Origin of the sequence: Pantoea sp. ICBG 1758 (assembly GCF_002928325.1) — a bacterium.
Classification (GTDB): Bacteria; Pseudomonadota; Gammaproteobacteria; order Enterobacterales; family Enterobacteriaceae; genus Pantoea; species Pantoea eucrina.
The window spans coordinates 62,783-84,166 of record NZ_POWL01000007.1 but is presented as its reverse complement, the minus strand read 5'-3'; the positions used below and the strand labels follow the sequence as shown (position 1 = coordinate 84,166).

Genomic DNA, 21,384 nt, shown 5'->3' with positions numbered 1-21,384 from the left:
GACCCCGCACCCGCTGCGGGGTTTTTTATGTCGCCGGATAACCGATTCAGGAAGAGCGTGCAGGGATAACAGAACAGCGCCGCTGCCCCACAGAAGCGGCAGCGGCGCTGGCACAGAGCAGCAATCAGAGCCCGGCGTGTTCGCGGATATATTTGCGCGCTTTTACCGCATATTCAAACGGGTTGGCGATAGCCGGATCCTGCTCCGCCTCTACCACCATCCAGCCTTTATAGCCTGCCTCGTCGAGAATTTTAAACACCGGCGCGAAATCGATCGCACCATCTCCCGGCACGGTGAAGGTGCCTTTCTTCACGCCATCAAGAAACGACAGGGATTTCCCGCGCACTTCAGCCACCACTTCGTCGCGCACATCTTTCAGATGCACGTGGAAAATACGCGGCAGATGCGTGGTCAGTACGTCCAGCATCGCCTGCTGCGATCCTTCAGAGTAGTAAATATGGCCGGTATCATAGAGCAGGCCTACGCTGTCGTGGGTCAGCGCCATAAAACGGTCAATCTCTTCCGGCGTCTGGATCCCGGTTCCCATATGGTGGTGCAGCGTCACGCGCATGCCCTTTTCTGCGGCAAGCTGCGCCAGTTCGTTATAGCCTTCCGCCGTCAGGCGCCACTCTTCGTCACTGAACACCGGTTTCTGCTCAAACACGGCCAGCGTGGTACCCTGAATACTTTTGCTCTGCTCTGAACAGCCGATAACGCGCGCGCCCATCGCATGCAGGAAGTTCATATGGTTGATGAACTCATCGATGGTCTTCGCCTTATCGCCGTTAGCAAAAAAGGTGCTGAACCACGCGTTGCAGATCTCAATGCCGCGGATATCGAGCATCGGTTTCAGAATCGCCGGATCGCGCGGGTATTTACTGCCGACTTCGCTGCCGGTAAAACCGGCCAGCGCCATTTCACTGACCGTCTGCTGGAATGTGTTCTCTTTGCCCAGATCGGGCATGTCGTCATTGGTCCAGCCGATCGGCGCTATCGCCAGCTTTACATTCTCTTTGTTCATCTTCAGATCCCGGAATCAGGGCGGCGGAGCAGCCGCGCCGCCGCAAAAAAAGTAGCAGGTTATTTGCTGTAGAATGCCGGACGCGGTGGCATTTCAACCGGCTCAATCGCGCCGCTGTTCTGTGCTTTCAGGCAGGCGTCAGCTGCTACTGAAGCGGCAAAGCCATCCCATGCGGAAGGTCCGGTAAGCTCACCGGCTTTAACATCGTTGATAAACGCCTGCAGCTCGACGTCATAGGCGTCGATAAAGCGATCTTTCCAGTCGGTCAGCAGCGGCGTACCGAGGCGCGCATTTTTACGCGTCTGGATCGCCGACGGTTCTGGCAGACGGGCGATGCCCTCTTCTCCCACCACTTCACACTGGATATCGTAGCCATAGGCGCAGTTCACGAAGATCTCCACATCGATGCGGATCCCTTTCTGCGTTTCAAACAGCACAATCTGCGGATCTTTCAGCTGCGCATGCGATTTTGACGTTACGCGCGGAAAGACCACCTGCACCGATTTATAGTCATCCTCCGTCAGCCAGCGCAGCACATCCAGCTCGTGGATCAGCGTGTTGGTGATGGCCATGTCGGTGGTGTAGTTCTCACCCACGCTCTGATTACGGTGCGCACAGTGCAGCATCAGCGGTTCGCCAATCTCACCTTCAGTAATCACTTTTTTCAGGGCGCGGTAGCCCGCGTCATACGGGCGCATAAAGCCCACCTGCACCAGCCGTTTACCGTGCTGAATTTCCGCATCCACAATACGGCGGCAGCCTTCCGCACTCATCGCCAGCGGCTTTTCACAGAATACCGGCTTGCCGGCAGCGATAGCCGCCAGGGTAAACTCTTCATGCGTCGGGTCCCAGGAGGTCACCAGAATGGCGTCAACCTCCGGCGAGGCGATCACCTGATGACCATCCTGATAAACCTCCGCGCTGATATTCAGCCGCTGCAGCGCCGCCCGGGCCCCCTCAACGTTGATGTCGGAAACCGCCACCACTTTTGCGCCCTGCAGTACGTTGTTACAGCGACGGATATGCTCCTGACCAATTGCACCGGTCCCGATTACCCCGAGTTTGAGCGTCATGATTACACCTGTAGAGTCAGATAAGAGATAAGACGGCCGATCTGCGCCGGCCAGAAGCGTTAATATTTACGTGCCTGCTGAATGTGCTGATTCAGCTTGTCAGCGACCTGCTGCGTACGCTCAGATTCAGAGGTTTGCGCCACGCCAACGTTCCACCAGCTGAAATATTTGTGCACCATGGTTTTTGGCAGCACTTTGATATCAATCAGGGTGGAGATGCTTTGCTGCTGTGCGTCGGCCAGCGCCGCCTTCAGCTGCTCAAGCGTGGTGACGCAGTAGGTTTTGCAGCCGTACCCGGCAGCAATGGCCGCAAAGTTCACCGGCACAAAGCCGCCATCGAGCCGCCCCCCTTCCGGATTACGGAAGCGGAATTCGGTCGTAAAGCTGTCCATACCGTGTTCCATCTGCAGGTTGTTAATGCAGCCGTTGGTCATGTTATCCAGCAGGATGACGTTGATCTTCGCGCCCTCCTGAATCGACGTCACCAGCTCTGAGTGCAGCATCATGAAAGAGCCATCACCGACCATGGCATAGACCTCACGCTGCGGCTGGGCCAGCTTTGCCCCCAGCGCGGCGTTGACTTCATAACCCATGCAGGAGTAGCCATACTCCACGTGATAGTCGTTGTAACTGCGGGTGCGCCAGACGCGCTGCAGGTCGCCCGGCAGGCTGCCCGCTGCGGCCACAATGACTGCGTCATCCGGCAGCTGCTCGTTCAGCGTGCCGAGCACGCTACTCTGCGTCAGCACGGATTGAGTAAGACGCTGAAATTCGGCAAACAGCGCGTCGCGATCGATATGGTCAGCAATTTCCGGAACGAAATCATCGCTGTTCCAGGTAGCAGCATAGACGCGCTGCGTCTCCTGCCGCAGCTGACGCTGCGCCTCTTCTATCTGATCGCCCCAGTGGCTTTCAAAGCCCTGCAGCTGCTGCGCCAGCGCGGTCAGCCCTTCGCGCGCATCGGCGAGCAGCTGCACGCCATCGAGCTTGTAGCTGTCGAAGTTGCTGACGTTAAGATTAAGGAAGCTGACCTCCGGATGGCGGAAAATCCATTTTGACGCGGTGGTGAAGTCGGTATAGCGGGTGCCGATACCGATAACCAGATCGGCCTCTTTCGCCAGCAGGTTAGCGGCCAGAGAGCCGGTTTCCCCCACGCCCCCCAGGTTCAGCGGATGTTCGGAACTCAGCGTGCCTTTGCCCGCCTGCGTTTCCGCAAACGGAATCGCGAAGCGCTCAGCAAATTTCAGCAGCGCCTCGCCCGCTCCGGAGTATTTGACGCCACCGCCCACGACAATCAGCGGCTTGTGCTTGCGCGCAATCAGCGCCAGCGCAGCCTCAAGCTGCGCAGGAGAAGGAAGGCGGCGATCGAGCCGATGCACGCGCTTCTGAAAGAAGTAGTCCGGGAAATCCCACGCTTCGCCCTGTACATCCTGCGGCAGGGCGAGCGTCACTGCACCGGTTTCGGCGGGATCGGTCAGCACGCGCATGGCGTTAATACAGGCGGACATCAGCTGCTCCGGGCGGCTGATGCGATCCCAGTATTTGCTGACGGCGCGGAAAGCATCATTGGTACTGATACTTAAATCGTGGCTCTGCTCAATCTGCTGCAGCACCGGATCGGGCTGACGGGTCGCAAACACATCGCCGGGGAGCAGCAGCAGCGGAATACGGTTGGCCGTGGCGGTTGCCGCAGCGGTAATCATGTTGGCCGCGCCCGGGCCTACCGACGAGGTACAGGCGATAATCTGACGGCGCAGCGACTGTTTGGCAAAGCCGGTCGCAGCATGCGCCATACCCTGCTCGTTGCGTCCCTGATACACAATCAGATCGCCGCTATCCTGCTCCAGCGCCTGACCCATACCGAGTACGTTACCGTGGCCGAAAATGGCGAACACGCCTTTCACAAACTTGCTCTCTGCGCCATCGACATTCAGATATTGATTATCGAGAAACTTCACCAGCGCCTGTGCCGTTGTCAGTCTGATCGTGCCCATATCTCTTTTCCTTTACTTGCCGGCATCCGCAGAGGAGCCTCGCGACCCGGAGCAGGCTGTCTGGCTGCCCCGCGCATAAGTGAAACATGCGGCGATTATAAACAAATATTTTTTCCATAAAATACAATTACAGAAGAAACATTTCATTTTGCGATGGAGATCAAATTCAGCACAGTAAAGTGGCTGAGCAGCCATTTCTGCGTGGCCAAAGTGGAACGAAGCCAGAAAGCGTGGCGCGGTTATGAACTTTTGTTTCACCCGGAGAGCTTCTGCTATTTACCTGATATTTCCTGCGATCGGCTTCACAGCCCGGAGATGCCGCGCCTGTTTACGACGTTACCCCTGCTCTGTTGCGCAGAGCGGTAATTTTACCTGGCTCACAAAATAAAGATGTATGTTTCATTTTATGTTGTTTATGAAATATTCATTCCTCATACTGATTTTCCAGCCAGTCAGGCATTCTGAGAACCCGACAGCAGCGCACCCGACACGGGTGATGATGTTCGTGCCTGCTTATCACAGAAGGAAACTATAGGTATGAGTACACAACAGAAGCGGCTTGATGTGATTTGTATCGGACGCATCGCCGTTGATCTCTATGGTCAGCAAATCGGTTCGCGCTTAGAGGATATGACCAGCTTTAATAAATATCTGGGTGGATCCTCAGGCAACGTGGCGTATGGCACAGCCATTCAGGGGCTGAAATCTGCGATGCTGGCGCGCGTCGGCGATGAACATAACGGCCGTTTTTTACGTGAAGAGCTGCAGCGCGTCGGCTGTAACACTGACGGCCTGATCACCGATAAAACGCGTCTGACCGGACTGGTGATCCTCGGCATTAAAGATGAAGAGACCTTTCCGCTGATCTTCTATCGCGATAACTGCGCGGATATGGGGCTGGTGCCGGATGATATTCAGGAGGCGTTCATTACCTCTTCACGCGCGGTCGCGATTACCGGCACGCACCTTTCCCATCCGGATACCCGCGCCGCCGTGCTGAAAGCGCTGGATATTGCCCGCCGCAACGGGCTGCGTACCGCGCTGGATATCGACTATCGGCCGGTATTGTGGGGCCTGACCTCACTGGGCGACGGTGAGACGCGCTTTATTGAATCGGGCCAGGTGACCCGCCAGCTGCAGGAAGTGCTGCACTATTTTGACCTTATCGTCGGCACCGAAGAGGAGTTTCACATTGCCGGCGGCAGTACCGATACGCTGACGGCGCTAAAAAATGTGCGCCAGGCAAGCCAGGCCACGCTGGTGTGCAAGCGCGGTCCGCTGGGCTGCGTGGTGTTTGAGGGCGATATTCCGGACAGCTGGGAACAGACCCGGCTGCAGAGCGGCGTGCAGGTTGAAGTGCTGAACGTACTGGGTGCGGGCGATGCATTTATGTCCGGTCTGCTGCGCGGCTGGCTGAACGATGAGAGCTGGGAGCAGGCGTGTCGCTACGCGAATGCCTGTGGCGCGCTGGTGGTGTCGCGGCACGGCTGCGCGCCGGCAATGCCTACTAAAGCGGAGCTGGATGATTTCCTCAGCCGCGACCGTGAGGTTAAACGACCAGATCGCGATACGCGCCTTACTCACCTGCACCGGGTCACCACGCGCCGGCAGCAGTGGCCGGAGCTGAATGTGTTCGCCTTTGACCACCGTAAACAGCTGGCCGATATGGCGCTGGAAGCGGGCGTCAGCGAGACGCGCATTCCGCAGTTGAAACTGCTGCTGCTGCAGGCGGCGCAGGAGGCGGCGGCAGAAGCAGGCCTGAATGAAAAGAGCGGCATTCTGGCCGATACCACCTACGGGCAGAAAGCGCTGAACGCAATTACCGGCAAAAAGTGGTGGATTGGTCGGCCGATTGAGCAGCCCGGATCGCGGCCGCTGCGCCTGGAGCATGGCAATATCGGCTCGCAGCTGATCGACTGGCCGGCGGAGCACGTGGTGAAGTGCCTGGTGTTTTACCATCCGCACGACAGCGCTGAGCTGCGCGATGAGCAGGATGCGCTGCTGCTGGATGTCTGGCGCGGCTGTAACAAGAGCGGGCATGAGCTGCTGGTAGAGGTGATCCTGCCGGAGAGCAATCCGGATCACAACGAGTCTTACTATCATGAGATGCTGAGCCACTTCTACAGCCTCGGCATTCAGCCCGACTGGTGGAAACTGCCGCCGCTCTCTGCAGAGAGCTGGCAGGCGATAGGTGCGCTGATTGAACAGCAGGATCCGTACTGTCGCGGCATACTGCTGCTTGGCCTGGACGCGCCGGAAGATAAGCTCAAGGCGGGCTTTGCCGCGGCGGCGCAGGCGGAGTGGGTAAAAGGATTTGCCGTCGGGCGCACAATCTTTGGTCAGCCTTCACGTCAGTGGCTGAAAGGCGAGCTGGATGACCAGACGCTGATTGAGACGGTAAAAGGCAACTATCTGCGCCTGATTGGCTACTGGCGCGCGGCGCGCGGTTAGATCCGGCGGGCATTGTTTCCGCACACCCTCTCCCCTGGCGGAGAGGGTGCAACCCTCTGCTTTAGCTCTTTCCCGTGCCTCTCTCTTTCCGGCCTCCGATAACTTCACCGCAAACCGTACTGCCGCCACGCGGTTTTGTGAGGTATTGCATAATCCAATGAAATAGATGCGCTGCTGATGACAATTGAATGAAATTTTCCATCCATCTGGTACTATAGCGCTCATTATCCAGCCATTTTTCTTTTGTTAACGGGCCGAAGCAATGACCAATAATCCAACCCAGCTCACTCTGCTACAGGACGATATCCGTCGTCGCTACGAGACGCTGAGCAAGCGTCTGAAGCAGGTGGCTCGTTATATTCTCGATAACAGCAACAGCATCGCTTTTGATACCGTCGCCTCTATCGCTCAGCAGGCTGATGTACCGCCCTCCACGCTGATCCGTTTTGCCAACGCTTTTGGCTTCAGCGGCTTCAATGAAATGAAACAGGTGTTTCGTCAGCATCTGATGGAAGAGACCGTTAATTATACCGAGCGCGCGCGCCTGTTTCGCCAGACGGCCACCGATGACAGCGCCAGCTCGCCGGAAAGCCCGATGGAGATCCTCAACGTCTTCACCATGGTTAACAGTCAGGCGCTGCAGCAGCTGGCGATGCAGATAAACCCTGAACAGCTCAACAAAGCGGTACAGATGCTGAATGAGGCGGAGAATATCTACATTATTGGCCTGCGCCGCTCCTTCAGTGTGGCTTCTTATCTGGTGTATGCGCTGCGTCACCTTGAGCGCCGCGCGTTCCTGATTGACGGTCTCGGCGGCATGTTTGCCGAGCAGCTGAGCATGGTGAATCCCAAAGATGTGGTGATCGCTATCAGCTACTCGCCCTACGCCCGCGAAGCCGTTGAGCTGGTCGAGCTGGGCGCCCGACGCGGCGCGCATCAGATCGCTATCACCGACAGTCAGGTCAGCCCGCTGGCCGCCTTCAGCGACGTCTGTTTTGTGGTTCGTGAAGCGCAGGTCGATGGATTCCGTTCTCAGGTTGCTTCACTCTGCCTGGCGCAGACGCTGGCCGTGTCGCTGGCGCTGACTAACAGCAGCGAGCCGGAATAACTGCACCCATAAAAAAGGGCAGCGCGCTGGCTGCCCTCTTACCCTCCATACCGCGACTCAGCGGCTGCGTGGATAGCTATCGCTGTTTACCCAGGCGTGATCTTTCTCCCAGGTAAATTTCCACTGCCGTACCGGTCCCGCCATCACGTTGAGATAGTAGTTGTCATAGCCCGCCAGCGTGGCGACCGGGTGGTAACCGCGTGGCACCATGACCACATCGCGATTGCCGGGCGCCATACAGACATCCAGCGAGCGATCGTCGGTATAGACCCGCTGCATAGCAAAACCGGGTTCCGGATCAAAGCGATGGTAGTAGGTCTCCTCCAGATAGGTCTCATCCGGGCTCGCTTTATCATCATGCTTATGGCTTGGCCAGGAGCTGGTCGCTCCTTCACCGGTATAAACCTCCACCACCAACAGGCTGTCCGCCGCTTTGTTATCCGGCAGAATATTATGCACCAGACGCTGGTTACGCCCTTTGCCGCGATGCTCAATGCCTACCTCTTCCGGCGGGATGAGCCGGGCCGGCAGATCGCCATGTCCCGGCGCGCTGCATACGGCCAGCTCAAGATCGGTTTCTGCGGTGATCTCCGCCTGATCGTGGTGCGGCACATAGACTGACCACGGGGGAGTCCGCTCAAACGGCGACATGCGCTTGCCAATACCGGCAAAGGCAGCGTGACGGGTTTTAACCGACGCCCGCCCGGCGACCAGCACCAGACAGAGCTCTTTCTCACCGCTCTGCAGCGTCAGCGTCTCGCCCTGCTTTAGCAGGTAAGCCGCAAAGCCAACATATTCCCAGCCTGCGCTCTGCGGCGTGACGTGCTGAATACGACCGCTGCTGTCAGGCTGCTGTGCTTTTGAAATCAGGGACATGCTTTCCTCCTGTGACCGCCTCAACCCAGCGTAGGCATACTGAATTCCGATACGGTCTGCTGGCCGCTGGGCCAGCGTACGGTGGCAGTTTTCATCCGCGTATAGAAACGTACGCCATCCGGGCCGTGCACATTCAGCGCACCAAACACGGAACGTTTCCAGCCGCCAAAGCTGTGGAACGCCATAGGAACCGGCACCGGAACGTTTACGCCCACCATGCCCGCCTCGACGTTCTGAATAAACTCGCGCGCGGTGTGGCCATTGCTGGTAAAGATGGCGCTGCCGTTACCAAACTCATGGCTGTTAACCAGCTGCAGCGCGCTGCTGAAGTCGCTGGCGCGCATAATGCTCAGCACCGGGCCAAAGATCTCCTCACGCCAGATCACCATATCGGAGGTGACATTATCGAACAGCGTGCCGCCTACATAGTAGCCCTCTTCATGGCCCGCGACCCGGATAGTGCGGCCATCGACCACCAGCTTCGCTCCCTCCTGCTCACCTTTATCGATGTAGCCGAGCACTTTTTTCTGATGAGCGGCAGAGACCACCGGACCCATCTCATTCTCTTCCGCGCCCTGCTGCATGCCTGGCCCCACGCGCAGCGCTTTGATCAGCGGCGTCAGGCGGGCGATCAGTTTGTCCGCAGTATCATCGCCGACGGCAACCACTACCGGCAGCGCCATGCAGCGCTCGCCCGCTGAGCCAAACGCACCACCCATGATGGCATTGACGGTGGCATCCAGATCGGCATCCGGCATGACGATAGCGTGGTTTTTCGCCGCGCCAAACGCCTGTACGCGTTTGCCGTGCGCGCTGGCCGTTTTATAGATGTGCTCCGCAACGCCGGACGAGCCGACAAAGCTGACGGCCGCGATGCGCGGATCTTTATACAGCTGTTCTGCATCATCATTAGATGAGTGCACAACGTTAAATACGCCATCCGGCAGGCCCGCTTCTTTCAGCAGCTCCGCCATACGCACCGATGCGGACGGATCCAGAGCCGGTGGTTTGAGAATAAAGGTATTTCCGCACGCCAGTGCGATCGGGAACATCCAGAGCGGCACCATCGCCGGGAAGTTAAATGGCGTAATGCCTGCCACCACGCCCACCGGTTGCATCAGTGAGTAGCTGTCAACGCCGGTGCCTACGCCCGGCGAGTTTTCGCCTTTCAGCAGGTGCGGAATGCCGCAGGCAAACTCAATCACCTCAATACCGCGCGTCAGCTCACCGAGCGCATCTGACCAGACCTTGCCATGTTCTGAGACGATCAGGGCTGCCAGCTCATCACGGTGCTTTTCCATCAGCGCTTTGAAATTAAACATGACGCGCGCACGACGCAGCGGCGCGGTTTTCGACCATTCCGGAAAGGCAGCGTGCGCTACCGCAATCGCCTGCTCTACTTCTGCAGCGGTGCTTTGCGTCAGCTCACGCACCACTTTGCCGGTTGCCGGATCGTAAACCGGAATGGTTTCATTACTGGCGCTGTGCGTGATGCTGCCACCGATAAAGTTTCCAATAATAGTCATGTCGATGCCTCATTGATGTAAAGGGCCCTGCAGGCAGCAAAGGGTTCGCGTCAGGCTACCCGGGCAGGTGAGATGAAAAGCGTGCTATGAAGCTATTACAATGAAATAAATTTTTCAAATAATCTTTTTTGGAAGATTTTCTTTTAGCGGGCTGGATCGCATTTTTTCTGGCTGGCGGGGCGCTGATTACTCTCATCAGCCAACGTTTTGGATACTGCAGATAATGTTAACGGCGCATTTTTGCGAAGCGGATCTACTGTTTTACATTTCATTATTTACTTATTTTGAAACAAATGTTCTCCTGCTTTCCATCAGTATCTCTGCCTGCACGAGGTGCTCAGCGATCCTTATCTGTGTCCCTCAGGGATACTTTTGCCGTTGCTGGCCCCGGTCGGGGCCTTTTTTTTATGGCGTCTCCGCGCTGTCCGGCTGGCGGGATTTCAGCATATAGAGCGTGCAGCCCAGCGCGACGCAGACCAGCAGCGCCGTCAGCAGATAGACCTGCGACACGCCGGCATAGCTCATGATCAGGCCAGCAAGGGGCCCCGTGATGCCCAGCGCCAGATCCATAAAGGCGGTATAGGTTGCCAGCGCACTGCCCTGATTCTGCTGCGGCACCGCTTTGACCGCGACAACGCCGATAGCCGGAAATACCAGAGAAAAGCCGGCGCCGGTCAGAAAGGCCCCCAGCTTCGCCATCCACGGATCGACCGCGCCTGCGACCAGAAACAGGCCCGCCGCTTCGATGGCAAAGCAGACGCTGGCGACGCGCAGCCCGCCCCATTTGTTAATCGCATCCGGAAACAGCAGGCGCATGCCCACGAACGCGCTGCTGAAGAGCGTCAGGGCAAACGCCGCCCCTTCCCAGCCACGTTCGCGGTAGAACAGGGTAATAAAGGTCGCAATCACGCCAAATCCGGCCGACCCCATCGCCAGCAGCACGCCATAGCCATATATTTTTCCCAGGACCGCACGGAACGGCAGCGGGCGCGCTTTACTGCCTTTAACCGCCGCACGCGGCAGCGCCAGCACCATCGCCAGCAGGCTGATGGCCACAATTACCCCTGAGAGCTGCAGCAGCCCGCCGCTGCGAAACAGCGCCACGCCCAGCGGCGCACCCAGCGCCATGGCGCCGTAGGTGACAATGCCGTTCCAGGAGATAACGCGCCCGATATGCAGAGAACCCGCTTTCGCCACGCCCCACAGCGATGTCCCGGTGCCGCAAAAGCTCTGACCGACGCCGAGAATAATGCGCCCCAGGCAGAGCAGCGTCAGGCTGAGTAGCGCCTGCTGCTGTGTCAGGGCGGAGAAGAGCATACAGAGTCCGCTCAGCAGGCTGCCTGCCAGCCCCAGCACCACCACGCGCTTGGGTCCCCAGCTATCGGCAAAGCGTCCGGCATAGGGCCGGCTGAGCAGCGTAGCGATATACTGCAGGCTGATCACCACCCCGGCCCAGAACGCGCTATACCCCAGATTGTCATGGACGAACCCCGGCAGCACCGCCAGCGGCAGCCCGATAGTCAGATAGGTGGCGAAATTAAACTTCACAATAGAGAGAATCTGCAGATTCAGCCGGAGACGGCTCTGTTCCGCAGCAGCAGGCAGGTCAGGCATAGATAAACGCGCTCACGACAGGCATTTGATAACAGAAAATTAACTATACGCCTTTTCAGAGGGTATGCATCTGCTGAACGCCCTGGATCGCGCTCCTGTTTCTGGCGCTGTGCCCTGGCGTCTGCCCTGCCTGCGCGTGTATAAACAATCTCTTACCCGCCTTCAGCTACACTTGGATCAGAAAAATTCCCCGCAGGAGCAGCAATGAACGAAAAGCCACAGGAGAGAATTGGCCAGAACATTCTGGTCAAGCTGGCGATGTTAGTCATTATTCTGGCAGGCATCCGCGCCGCGTCAGACATACTCGTCCCCTTTCTGCTCGCCAGTTTTCTGGCCATCGTGCTGAACCCGCTGGTCAGCACGCTGATGCGTCGCGGGCTACGCCGCGGCGTCGCTATCTCACTGGTGATTACCGTTATCTTTATTATGATGCTGCTGCTGGTCGCCGTGCTGGCAAGCTCAGTCGGTGAATTCAGCGATACCTATCCGCAGATCCGCACCATGCTGGAGCAGAAGCTGATGGTCATCCAGCATCTGGCGGCGGGTTTTCATATTAATATTTCAACCGAAACGCTGGCGCAGCACTTTGACCCGAATCTGATCATGAACATGGCAACCACGGTACTGGCGCAGTTTTCCGGCGCGATGACCAATATTGTGCTGCTGATCCTGACGGTGGTGTTTATGCTGTTTGAAGTGCACCACCTGCCTTATAAAATGCGCAACGCCCTGACAAACCCGCAGATCCGTATTGCGGGCCTGCATAAAGCGCTAAAAGGCGTGACCCACTATCTGGCTCTGAAAACGCTGGTAAGCCTGATAACCGGATTTTCTGTATGGCTGGTTCTGCTGCTGCTGGACGTGAAGTTTGCGCTCTTCTGGGGCGTGGTGGCTTTTATACTCAATTTTATTCCCAATATTGGCCCGATTATCGCCGGTATCCCGCCATTTATTCAGGCGCTGGTGCTGAATGATATTTACGATGCGATGCTGGTCGCGTTTTTGTTTAGCGCAATCCATATGGTATTTGGCAATATGCTGGAACCGCGTCTTATGGGGCGCGGGCTGGGCCTCTCTACGCTGGTGGTTTTTCTGTCGCTGATTTTCTGGGGCTGGCTGCTGGGGCCGGTCGGCATGCTGCTGTCGGTGCCGCTGACCAGCGTCACAAAAATTCTGATGGAAACCACGCCGGGCGGCAGCCGGCTGGCGATCATGCTTGGCACCGGCAGGCCGCGCCTGAAGCGACGCGAGCCGCAGCGGCAGATCAAATAGCATCCGGCCTCGTCACCGTTTTGCTTTTAGCGATTAATACCTCTTTATCGCTGCTTTTAACCGCAAAACCACGATTTATCCGCTGGATAAACGCAAATTGAGCGGGAAAAAGCGGGCGATAAGCGCAACGGGCAGCGATCGTTAACGCCAGCGGGTGGCATCGCAGACGATTCACAGCCCTGCAGAGCGTAAAGAAGATGCTATGCTGCTGGCGCGGCTGATGAATGCCTAACCCCACCGAGGAGAGTCTGGTGCCTCTGCGTAAAAAACGTCGTGATTTTGGCTGGCTCTATATTGTCTGCGCCGGACTGCTGCCGCTGGTGCTGGGCATCGTCTGTACGGCGATTGAAGCGCGCCATATGGTCAGGCAGCAGCAGGTGGCAACAGCTAATATTCTGCTGGCTCAGGCGGAGAAAATGAGCGACAACGCCTGGGGTATGATCGCCGAACTGCAGCAATACCAGCATCAGACCTGCAGCGATATCGAAAAGCATCTGCAGCGCATCGGCACGCTTAACGCCTACTTTCGTTCGGTGGGGATGCTGCAGGGCGATAACATCACCTGCTCCTCCGCTTACGGCGTTAATCACGGCGCGCTTGAATCGATGATAATGCGTCCGCTGCCGGTGACGGATAAAGCCGTCTGGAGCCTCTCACTGCCCGGCACCTCGGGCGTACCACATCGTCCGGCGGTGATTTTCGTGCGTCAGCTACCGGACAGCAGCGGCTTCTGGGCCGTTATTGATGGCCAGTATCTGATGGACTTTATGCATGCCATGGGAGAGTCCCGCGGCTATCAGATGAGCCTGCAGTTCAGCGAAGGCGCAATTATCGCCAGCGGCAACTCTAAAACGCCAGCTGAACACTATATGCAGAGCACTCTGTTTCAGAGTGAATCGCCGCGTTACCCTATTCGCGTCAGCGTAACCGTGCCGCCGGCAGAGCTGATCGCCGCCTGGCGACAGGCGCTGTTTATCTTCCTGCCGATGGCCTCAATCTTCTCAATCATGCTGATGATACTGACGGCAAACTGGCTGCGCCGGCGTATCTCCTGGGCCGATGAAATCCGCCGCGCCATGCGTAATCGTCAGTTCTCGGTTCACTATCAGCCGGTGTACAGCAACACCCTGGCGCGCTGCTCAGGCGCAGAAGCGCTGCTGCGCTGGCAGCTCCCCGATGGGGAGATGGTGCGACCCGATATTTTTATTACGCATGCGGAGTCAGAGGGGATGATTGTCGATCTCACCCGCCATCTGCTGGAACTGATGAGTGAAGATATCGCCCGCTGGCCGGTGATGCCAGGTTTTCACCTCGGGTTTAATCTGGCGGCAGATCATCTGCAACATGCAGAATTTACTGAGGATATCATGCAATTTGCGCACGCTATCCGCGACAAGCAGATGCTGCTCACGCTTGAACTTACCGAGCGCAGCCTGATTCAGGATGGCGAAGCGGTGGCGCGCAAGCTGCGCTTTCTGCAGGCGCAGGGCATGAAAGTCGCCATCGACGATTTCGGCACCGGCCACTGCTCCCTCTCCTATTTGATGACCTTCCCGCTCGACTACCTGAAGATCGATCGCGGCTTTATCAACGCTATTGAGGGGCTGGAGATCGAAACGCCGGTGCTGGATGCGATTATCACTCTCTGCCATAAGCTGAAGCTGGAGGTGCTGGGCGAAGGGGTGGAAACCGCGCTGCAGCTCGCCTATCTGCAGCAGCGTCAGGTCACGTTTATTCAGGGCTATTATTATGCCCGTCCTGTCGCCAGTCAGACCTTTCTGCGCTGGCTGGAAGAGCATGGCAGCCAGCCGCTGAGCGGTATTGTCTCTGCATCGCACTGACCTCATCACAGCCCGCATGACATGCGGGTTATGTCAAAAAAAGTAAAATATTTTTTACCCCTCTGACACCGCTTTACGACCATATAATTAGCTAAAAAGTAACCACTTACTGGCTAAAACATGACAAATATCACATAAAAACGGTATACTCTGTCGCGGTTCGCAATAATTACCTGGGTAATAATTGCTATGGCTGGCCAGGGAAAAACCCGTTTTCACGGCTATGCTTTAATTTTCTCAACGCCGCGGACTGAGTTGATAGCAGACAGCCGGCGGCGTTGAGGATTTTTCGAATTCCAATACAGGGTAACATCATGAAATTACGTAGGAAGCGTGTAAAACCTATCGGGCTGGATGACGTCACCATTATTGATGACGCCCGCTTACGCAAGGCTATTACTGCGGCATCGCTGGGTAATGCGATGGAGTGGTTCGACTTTGGTGTCTATGGCTTTGTTGCCTATGCGCTGGGTAAAGTCTTTTTCCCGGATGCATCTCCGGGCGTGCAGATGATCGCGGCGCTGGGTACCTTTTCGGTTCCGTTCCTGATCCGTCCGCTGGGTGGTCTGTTCTTCGGCATGCTGGGCGATAAGTATGGCCGCCAGAAAATTCTCTCTATCACCATTGTTATTATGTCGGTCAGTACCTTCTGTATCGGCCTGATCCCCTCTTACGCCTCTATCGGCATCTGGGCGCCGATTCTGCTGCTGCTGGCCAAAATGGCCCAGGGCTTCTCGGTCGGCGGTGAGTATACCGGCGCATCGATTTTTGTCGCAGAGTACTCCCCGGACCGTAAACGCGGCTTTATGGGCAGCTGGCTCGACTTTGGTTCTATTGCCGGCTTTGTGCTGGGTGCAGGCGTTGTGGTGCTGCTCTCGACCATCGTCGGGGAAGATAACTTCCTTGAGTGGGGCTGGCGCGTGCCGTTCTTCCTGGCGCTGCCGCTGGGCCTGATTGGCCTCTATCTGCGCCATGCGCTGGAAGAGACCCCGGCTTTCCAGCAGCACGTTGATGGTCTGGAGCAGGGCGACCGTGACGGCCTGCGCGATGGCCCGAAAGTGTCGTTTAAAGAGATCGCCACCAAACACTGGAAAAGCCTGCTGGCCTGTATCGGTCTGGTGCTTGCCACCAACGTGACCTACTACATGCTGCTGACTTACATGCCGAGCTACCTGTCGCACAACCTGCACTACTCAGAAGATCATGGGGTGCTGATTATCATCGCCATCATGATGGGTATGCTGTTTGTACAGCCGATCATGGGCATGCTGAGCGACCGCTTCGGCCGTCGTCCATTTGTTATCCTCGGCAGTATTGCGCTGTTCTTCTGTGCGATCCCGGCGTTTACGCTGATTAACAGTAACGTGCTGGGCCTGATTTTTGCCGGCCTGCTGCTGCTGGCGGTGATCCTCAACGCCTTTACTGGCGTGATGGCCTCGTCGCTGCCCGCGATGTTCCCGACGCATATTCGCTACAGCGCGCTGGCCAGCGCATTCAACATCTCGATTCTGGTGGCCGGTCTGACGCCGACCGTGACCGCCTGGGCAGTAGAAGCCAGCAATAACCTCTATATGCCTGCCTACTATCTGATGGTGGTTGCTGTCGTGGGTCTGATCACCGGTCTCTATATGAAAGAGACGGCGAACAAACCGCTGCGTGGCGCCACGCCTGCGGCATCTGACCTGGATGAAGCCCGTGAGATCCTGCAGGAGCATCACGACAACATCGAACAGAAGATTGAAGATATTGATGCCGAGATCGCACGCCTTGAGGCTAAACGCCGCAACCTGGTCGATCAGCATCCGGTTATTAAAGAGTAATATTCACCAGTCCCGCCGCCCGGCGGGACTTTTTTATCTCCCGTCTCCGCCTCTCAGCAGCACACATTCTTCATTACCCGACGTGAAAAAGAGTAAACTGTAGTCACTATTTTCATCCAAAAAAGTTGTGTGAACATGTCTGAATTTAATCTGATCCAGCGCCCGAGAAGGCTGCGTAAAAGCGCCTCTATGCGCGCAATGTTCCAGGAATCCGGCCTTAGCATCAACGATCTGGCGCTGCCGATCTTTGTTGAAGAAGAGGTGGATGACTATGTGCCGATCAACGCTATGCCAGGCGTGATGCGAATTCCGGAAAAACGTCTCGCGTATGAAATTGAGCGTATTGCCAAAGCGGGTATCCGCTCGGTAATGACCTTCGGTATTTCGCATCATACTGACGCCACCGGCAGCGATGCATGGCAGGAGAATGGCCTGGTCGCGCGTATGGCGCGTATCTGTAAAGATACCGTGCCGGAGATGATCGTGATGTCCGACACCTGCTTCTGTGAATACACCAGCCACGGCCACTGCGGTGTGCTGTGCGATCACGGCGTGGATAATGACCAGACGCTGATCAATCTGGGCAGGCAGGCGGTAGTAGCCGCGCAGGCGGGTGCTGACTTCATTGCCCCTTCAGCGGCAATGGATGGTCAGGTTAAGGCGATTCGTCAGGCGCTGGATGGGGCGGGCTTTACGGATACGGCGATTATGTCCTACTCCACTAAGTTTGCCTCTTCGTTCTACGGCCCGTTCCGTGAGGCCGCTGGCACGGCGCTGAAAGGCGATCGCAAGACCTATCAGATGAACCCGATGAACCGGCGTGAAGCGATCCGCGAATCCCTGCTGGATGAAGCCGAAGGGGCGGATTCGCTGATGGTTAAACCTGCCGGCGCCTATCTCGACATTCTGCGTGATATTCGCGAACGCACCACGCTGCCGCTGGCTGCCTACCAGGTGAGCGGTGAATATGCGATGATCAAGTTCGCCGCGCAGGCGGGTGCAATTGACGAGCGTAATGTCGTACTGGAAAGCCTGGGCGCCATTAAGCGTGCCGGTGCCGACCTGATATTCAGCTACTTTGCGCTGGATCTCGCCGAGCAGAAAGTGCTCTGATAAGCACTCTTCAGCCTGGCGGTCGCTATCGCCGGGCTGCTGATTTACACAATAATCGTGAGCACGTGAACCGCTTTTTCTGATCGAAATTTAAATAAATAACGCTGCTTTTATTCTGTTATTTCCAGAAATAACGGTAAAGCATTTATATAAAAACAAGACCATTCTTGATATGAGAATATATTAATCAAAAGCAGAAAAATAATTTAGCATGCCGCTATTTTATGCCGTTTAATTAACCTTCATAATAACGAGTGAAGGGAAAACATCGGCATGAAGCAGAAATATAATCAGCAAGTTATCGCCATAATAAAAGAGTGGATCACCGATAATCTGGAGCAGCGCCTGAGCATCGACGATATTGCAAAGAAATCAGGATATTCGAAATGGTATCTGCAGAAATTATTTGCCCGCTATTATAGTGAAACGCTGGCGCGTTATATTCGCCGGAAAAAACTGACCCACTGTATTGCGGATCTTAAATACAGCGACACGCCGATTATTCGCCTGGCGCTGAAATACCATTTTGAAAGCCAGCAGTCGCTGACCCGTTCGTTTAAGCAGACGCTGGGTTGCACGCCGCTGCAGTGCCGCAGGCGCAGGTTGAGTCACGAAGCGGAAGCGCATATCCGCAACAGTGACGACCCCTGTGCGATTTGCCGGCGTATGGAGGGTAAACCGGGCTCTCCGGATGAAGACCCGCTGTGATCGGCCGGCAATACGCTTCGCGCCGGCCGCAGAGAAGCGCAATCGCTTTTATGCCACTGGCTTACCCGGCAGCATCACGGCTGACATGATCTGCCGGCAGCGCAGCGCCTCCTGACGCGCCTGCTGCTGCTGCGGCAAGGCCAGATCCTGCCACACCTGCTGCAGATGGGTTGCCAGGCCAGGCTGGAAGCGGATTTTCTGCAGCGCGTAATCGGAGTTACCGCCTTCAATAATCTGTTGCATCGCCTGCGGGCTGTTATCGCGCCCGTCGTGGGTCAGCGTACAGAATACAGCAATATAATAAGCTTTATCTTCATCATCATAATGTGGCATCAGCCACCATACGGCTGCGCTCAGCAAAATCAGCACCGGCAGCAAAAATTTCATTTTTAACATAGTGTCACAGGATCGGCGGAGTAAAAAACCTGGCGATAATAGCAGATTAGCAGTCCGGCTACCCGCACGCGTGAGCCATCAGCGCCGGTTTCTGCGGATTCTCTTAAAGTTGTTGTTTTACGGTTTATTGATTGAGCAACTTCCCGCCCTTTGTTAATTTTAAAACTTCATTTCGCGCCGCTCAGGGTGCATTCAGGACGTTGCCACAGGGCCAGTTTTTTTGCCTGCATAAAAACTGCGATAGCTGACGGCCTGCGACAGGAAAAAGCATGAACAAAAATAACGTTAAAACCCATCTGGTCTCGCTGGGTCTGCGGGCAGAGAAGATGCTGACGCGGCGTAAACAGCTGGCAAGCTATAATCCGCGCGATGAGCAGGATATCGATATGTGCAGCCAGCCCGCCACCGGCACGCCGATCCCGCAGCAGATCTGGATGTACTGGGAGAGCGAAACGCTGCCCGCTGAAGTGCAGATTTTTGTGGATAAAATTGTCCGGGAAAACCCGGGTTACCAGATGACGGTGATTAACAATCGCAATCTCGCCCACTATCTGCCGGACCTGCAGTTTACGCATCCCGATATGCGTCCGTCGCACAAAAGCGATGTTATCCGCCTGGAGCTGCTTTACCGCTATGGCGGCATCTGGATGGATGCCACCATTATCCTCAACCGTACGCTGGATACGCTGCTGGCCGTTAACGCCGACTCGCGTTACGACCTGATTGCGTTTTATCGTGCCGGTTCAACGCACGATATGGCTTATCCGGTGATTGAGTCGTGGTTTCTTGCGGCTCCGGCGAACAATGCCTTTATTGGCCGCTGGCTGCACTATTTCCGCCCGATTGTGACGCTGGGGGCGGAGGCTTTCTTCCGGCAGCTGCTGGCGCAGCCTGACTATGACACCCTGGTGCAGGGGATTACGCCACCCGACTATCTGGTAGTCTATCTGGCGCAGCAGCAGGCGCTGCGCGAAAGCAATCATTACAATCTTTATCTGCGCAAGTGCGAAGCCAGCGCGCTGCTTTATCAAAGCCTGAGCGAGTGGCGTCCGGTCCGGCTGAGCCGCATGCTGATGGTCGATCGTCTGCCTGAGGTGCTGCCGCCGTTAACCAAACTCACCGGCTTCGATCGCAAATATCTCGCCACCAACCTGAAATATGGCGTGGTCAACCGCGACAGCCTGCTGGGACAGCTGCTGCTGAGCCGCCGGTAATGCTCAGAGCGCCTGGGCGCAGGCCCAGGCGGAACTCCACGCCCACTGGAAATTGTAGCCCCCCAGCCAGCCGGTCACGTCCGCAACTTCACCAATGAAATAGAGGCCCGGCACATCGCGCGCCTCCATGGTTTTTGAAGAGAGCTGGGTGGTATCGACGCCTCCCAGCGTGACCTCTGCGGTGCGATAACCTTCGGTGCCGTTTGGCTGTACCCGCCACTGGTGCAGTAACTGCGCCAGTTCAGCCTGCTGTTTGCTGTTGAGCTGCTTCAGGGTGACATCCGGAATCGAATTCATCGCCTGCAGAACCTCCACCAGCCGCTTCGGCAGGATCTTCGCCAGGCTGTTTTTCAGGCTGAGATTGGGATGTGCGCTGCGCTGCTCATCAAGGTAGTCGTTCAGCGCCAGCGCCGGCAGCAGGTTGACGCTGATAAACTCGCCTGGCTGCCAGTAGCTGGAGATCTGCAGCACTGCCGGACCAGAGAGACCGCGATGGGTAAACAGCATCGCCTCCTTAAACAGCGTGCCATCCTGCGCTTCGATGGTGGCCGGCAGCGCAACGCCCGACAGGGTGCTGAGCTGCTCCAGCAGCGGCTTATGCAGCGTAAACGGCACCAGCCCGGCGCGGGTCGGATAGACGCGCAGACCAAACTGCTCCGCCACTTTGTAACCAAACGGCGACGCGCCCAGTCCCGGCATCGACAGCCCGCCGCTGGCGATCACCAGCTTCTCTGCCCATACCTCTGCGCCATTAAGCTGCAGCCGGTATCCCCCGTTGTCACGCTCCGTGCTCAGCACTTCGCTGCGCAGCCGCAGCGTCACCGCACCCGCTTCACACTCTTTCAGCAGCATATCGACAATCTGCTGCGCGGAGTCATCACAGAACAGCTGACCCAGCGTTTTTTCATGCCAGGCGATGCCGTACCGGCTGACCAGATCGATAAAATCCCACTGGGTGTAACGCGCCAGTGCAGATTTGCAGAAGTGCGGATTGTGCGACAGGTAGGCCGCCGGCTCGGTATACAGATTGGTAAAGTTGCAGCGGCCGCCGCCTGACATCAGAATCTTACGGCCCGCTTTTTTGCCGTTATCCAGCAGCAGTACGCGGCGCCCGCGCTGTCCCGCCTGCGCTGCACAGAACATTCCGGCAGCACCTGCCCCTATTACGATAACGTCAAACTTTTCCACTGCGATGTCCACCTGATTACGAAAGGCGCTGATTGTAGTGATCTGCGGCTTTTTGCGCCACCTTCAAAAAAATGCCGTAAATATGTCATAATGTAACTGTTTCATTTTTCGGCTCTTTTGCCTTGTTTTGTCCTCTGAGTTACCAATTTAAGACAAAAAAAGGCTATAT

The 21,384-nt window shown here is 56.5% G+C and carries 16 protein-coding genes; 8 read left to right on the top strand and 8 right to left on the bottom strand.

The features are described 5' to 3' along the window. Positions 1–124 precede the first annotated feature (124 nt). From iolE to iolD, 3 genes are read right to left on the bottom strand one after another with little or no spacing between them, the layout of a single operon-like run. The gene (gene iolE, locus C1Y41_RS17760) at positions 125–1,021 is read right to left on the bottom strand and encodes a myo-inosose-2 dehydratase (RefSeq protein WP_094111187.1); all 897 of its coding nucleotides are present in this window, start codon (positions 1,019–1,021) and stop codon (positions 125–127) included. Between the two features lie 59 nt (positions 1,022–1,080). Further along, positions 1,081–2,094 carry a Gfo/Idh/MocA family protein gene (locus C1Y41_RS17755; RefSeq protein ID WP_039380988.1) on the bottom strand — a complete coding sequence of 338 codons (1,014 nt, stop codon included), beginning with the start codon at positions 2,092–2,094 and terminating at the stop codon, positions 1,081–1,083. Positions 2,095–2,153: 59 nt separating this feature from the next. Continuing rightward, complete coding sequence (gene iolD, locus C1Y41_RS17750) at positions 2,154–4,088, bottom strand: 3D-(3,5/4)-trihydroxycyclohexane-1,2-dione acylhydrolase (decyclizing) (RefSeq protein ID WP_104086013.1); 1,935 nt, start codon at positions 4,086–4,088, stop codon at positions 2,154–2,156. A gap of 537 nt (positions 4,089–4,625) precedes the next feature. Here iolD and iolC point away from each other — a divergent pair. Then, positions 4,626–6,539, top strand: coding sequence for a 5-dehydro-2-deoxygluconokinase (gene iolC / locus C1Y41_RS17740; protein ID WP_104086011.1), 1,914 nt, complete (start codon positions 4,626–4,628; stop codon positions 6,537–6,539). 262 nt (positions 6,540–6,801) lie between these two features. Further along, a complete protein-coding gene (locus tag C1Y41_RS17735; RefSeq protein WP_039380996.1) occupies positions 6,802–7,647 on the top strand; it encodes a MurR/RpiR family transcriptional regulator in 846 nt (281 codons plus the stop codon). A 57-nt stretch (positions 7,648–7,704) separates the two neighbouring features. Here C1Y41_RS17735 and iolB read toward each other — a convergent pair whose 3' ends face one another. The 3 genes from iolB to C1Y41_RS17720 all read right to left on the bottom strand — a co-directional run bounded on the left by iolB (position 7,705) and on the right by C1Y41_RS17720 (position 11,663). Then, entirely contained in the window at positions 7,705–8,523 is an 819-nt protein-coding gene (gene iolB, locus C1Y41_RS17730) for a 5-deoxy-glucuronate isomerase (RefSeq protein WP_104086010.1), read from the bottom strand. A 20-nt stretch (positions 8,524–8,543) separates the two neighbouring features. Continuing rightward, positions 8,544–10,049 (bottom strand): CoA-acylating methylmalonate-semialdehyde dehydrogenase, encoded by a 1,506-nt coding sequence (locus tag C1Y41_RS17725; protein ID WP_104086009.1) that lies wholly within the window; start codon positions 10,047–10,049, stop codon positions 8,544–8,546. A 405-nt stretch (positions 10,050–10,454) separates the two neighbouring features. Continuing rightward, a complete protein-coding gene (locus C1Y41_RS17720) occupies positions 10,455–11,663 on the bottom strand; it encodes an MFS transporter (protein WP_104086008.1) in 1,209 nt (402 codons plus the stop codon). A 204-nt stretch (positions 11,664–11,867) separates the two neighbouring features. Here C1Y41_RS17720 and C1Y41_RS17715 point away from each other — a divergent pair, with 204 nt between their 5' ends. The 5 genes from C1Y41_RS17715 (at position 11,868) to C1Y41_RS17695 (ending at position 18,417) form a co-directional block, all read left to right on the top strand. Continuing rightward, complete coding sequence (locus C1Y41_RS17715) at positions 11,868–12,935, top strand: AI-2E family transporter (RefSeq protein ID WP_104086007.1); 1,068 nt, start codon at positions 11,868–11,870, stop codon at positions 12,933–12,935. 251 nt (positions 12,936–13,186) lie between these two features. Beyond that, positions 13,187–14,776, top strand: a complete 1,590-nt coding sequence (locus C1Y41_RS17710; RefSeq protein ID WP_104086030.1) for an EAL domain-containing protein — start codon at positions 13,187–13,189, stop codon at positions 14,774–14,776. A 314-nt stretch (positions 14,777–15,090) separates the two neighbouring features. Continuing rightward, positions 15,091–16,596, top strand: a complete 1,506-nt coding sequence (proP, locus tag C1Y41_RS17705; RefSeq protein WP_104086006.1) for a glycine betaine/L-proline transporter ProP — start codon at positions 15,091–15,093, stop codon at positions 16,594–16,596. 135 nt (positions 16,597–16,731) lie between these two features. Further along, entirely contained in the window at positions 16,732–17,709 is a 978-nt protein-coding gene (gene hemB / locus C1Y41_RS17700; RefSeq protein WP_039381009.1) for a porphobilinogen synthase, read from the top strand. Positions 17,710–17,982: 273 nt separating this feature from the next. Continuing rightward, positions 17,983–18,417 (top strand): helix-turn-helix domain-containing protein, encoded by a 435-nt coding sequence (locus C1Y41_RS17695; RefSeq protein ID WP_104086005.1) that lies wholly within the window; start codon positions 17,983–17,985, stop codon positions 18,415–18,417. A gap of 48 nt (positions 18,418–18,465) precedes the next feature. Here the strand turns inward: C1Y41_RS17695 and C1Y41_RS17690 are convergent, their stop codons facing one another. Further along, entirely contained in the window at positions 18,466–18,813 is a 348-nt protein-coding gene (locus C1Y41_RS17690) for a hypothetical protein (protein WP_039381011.1), read from the bottom strand. 269 nt (positions 18,814–19,082) lie between these two features. On the opposite strand from C1Y41_RS17690, the gene C1Y41_RS17685 reads away from it, so the two are divergent. Continuing rightward, complete coding sequence (locus tag C1Y41_RS17685) at positions 19,083–20,027, top strand: glycosyltransferase family 32 protein (RefSeq protein WP_052246458.1); 945 nt, start codon at positions 19,083–19,085, stop codon at positions 20,025–20,027. Positions 20,028–20,030: 3 nt separating this feature from the next. Here the strand turns inward: C1Y41_RS17685 and C1Y41_RS17680 are convergent, their stop codons facing one another. Beyond that, positions 20,031–21,215 carry an NAD(P)/FAD-dependent oxidoreductase gene (locus C1Y41_RS17680; protein WP_071669272.1) on the bottom strand — a complete coding sequence of 395 codons (1,185 nt, stop codon included), beginning with the start codon at positions 21,213–21,215 and terminating at the stop codon, positions 20,031–20,033. Positions 21,216–21,384: the final 169 nt, after the last annotated feature.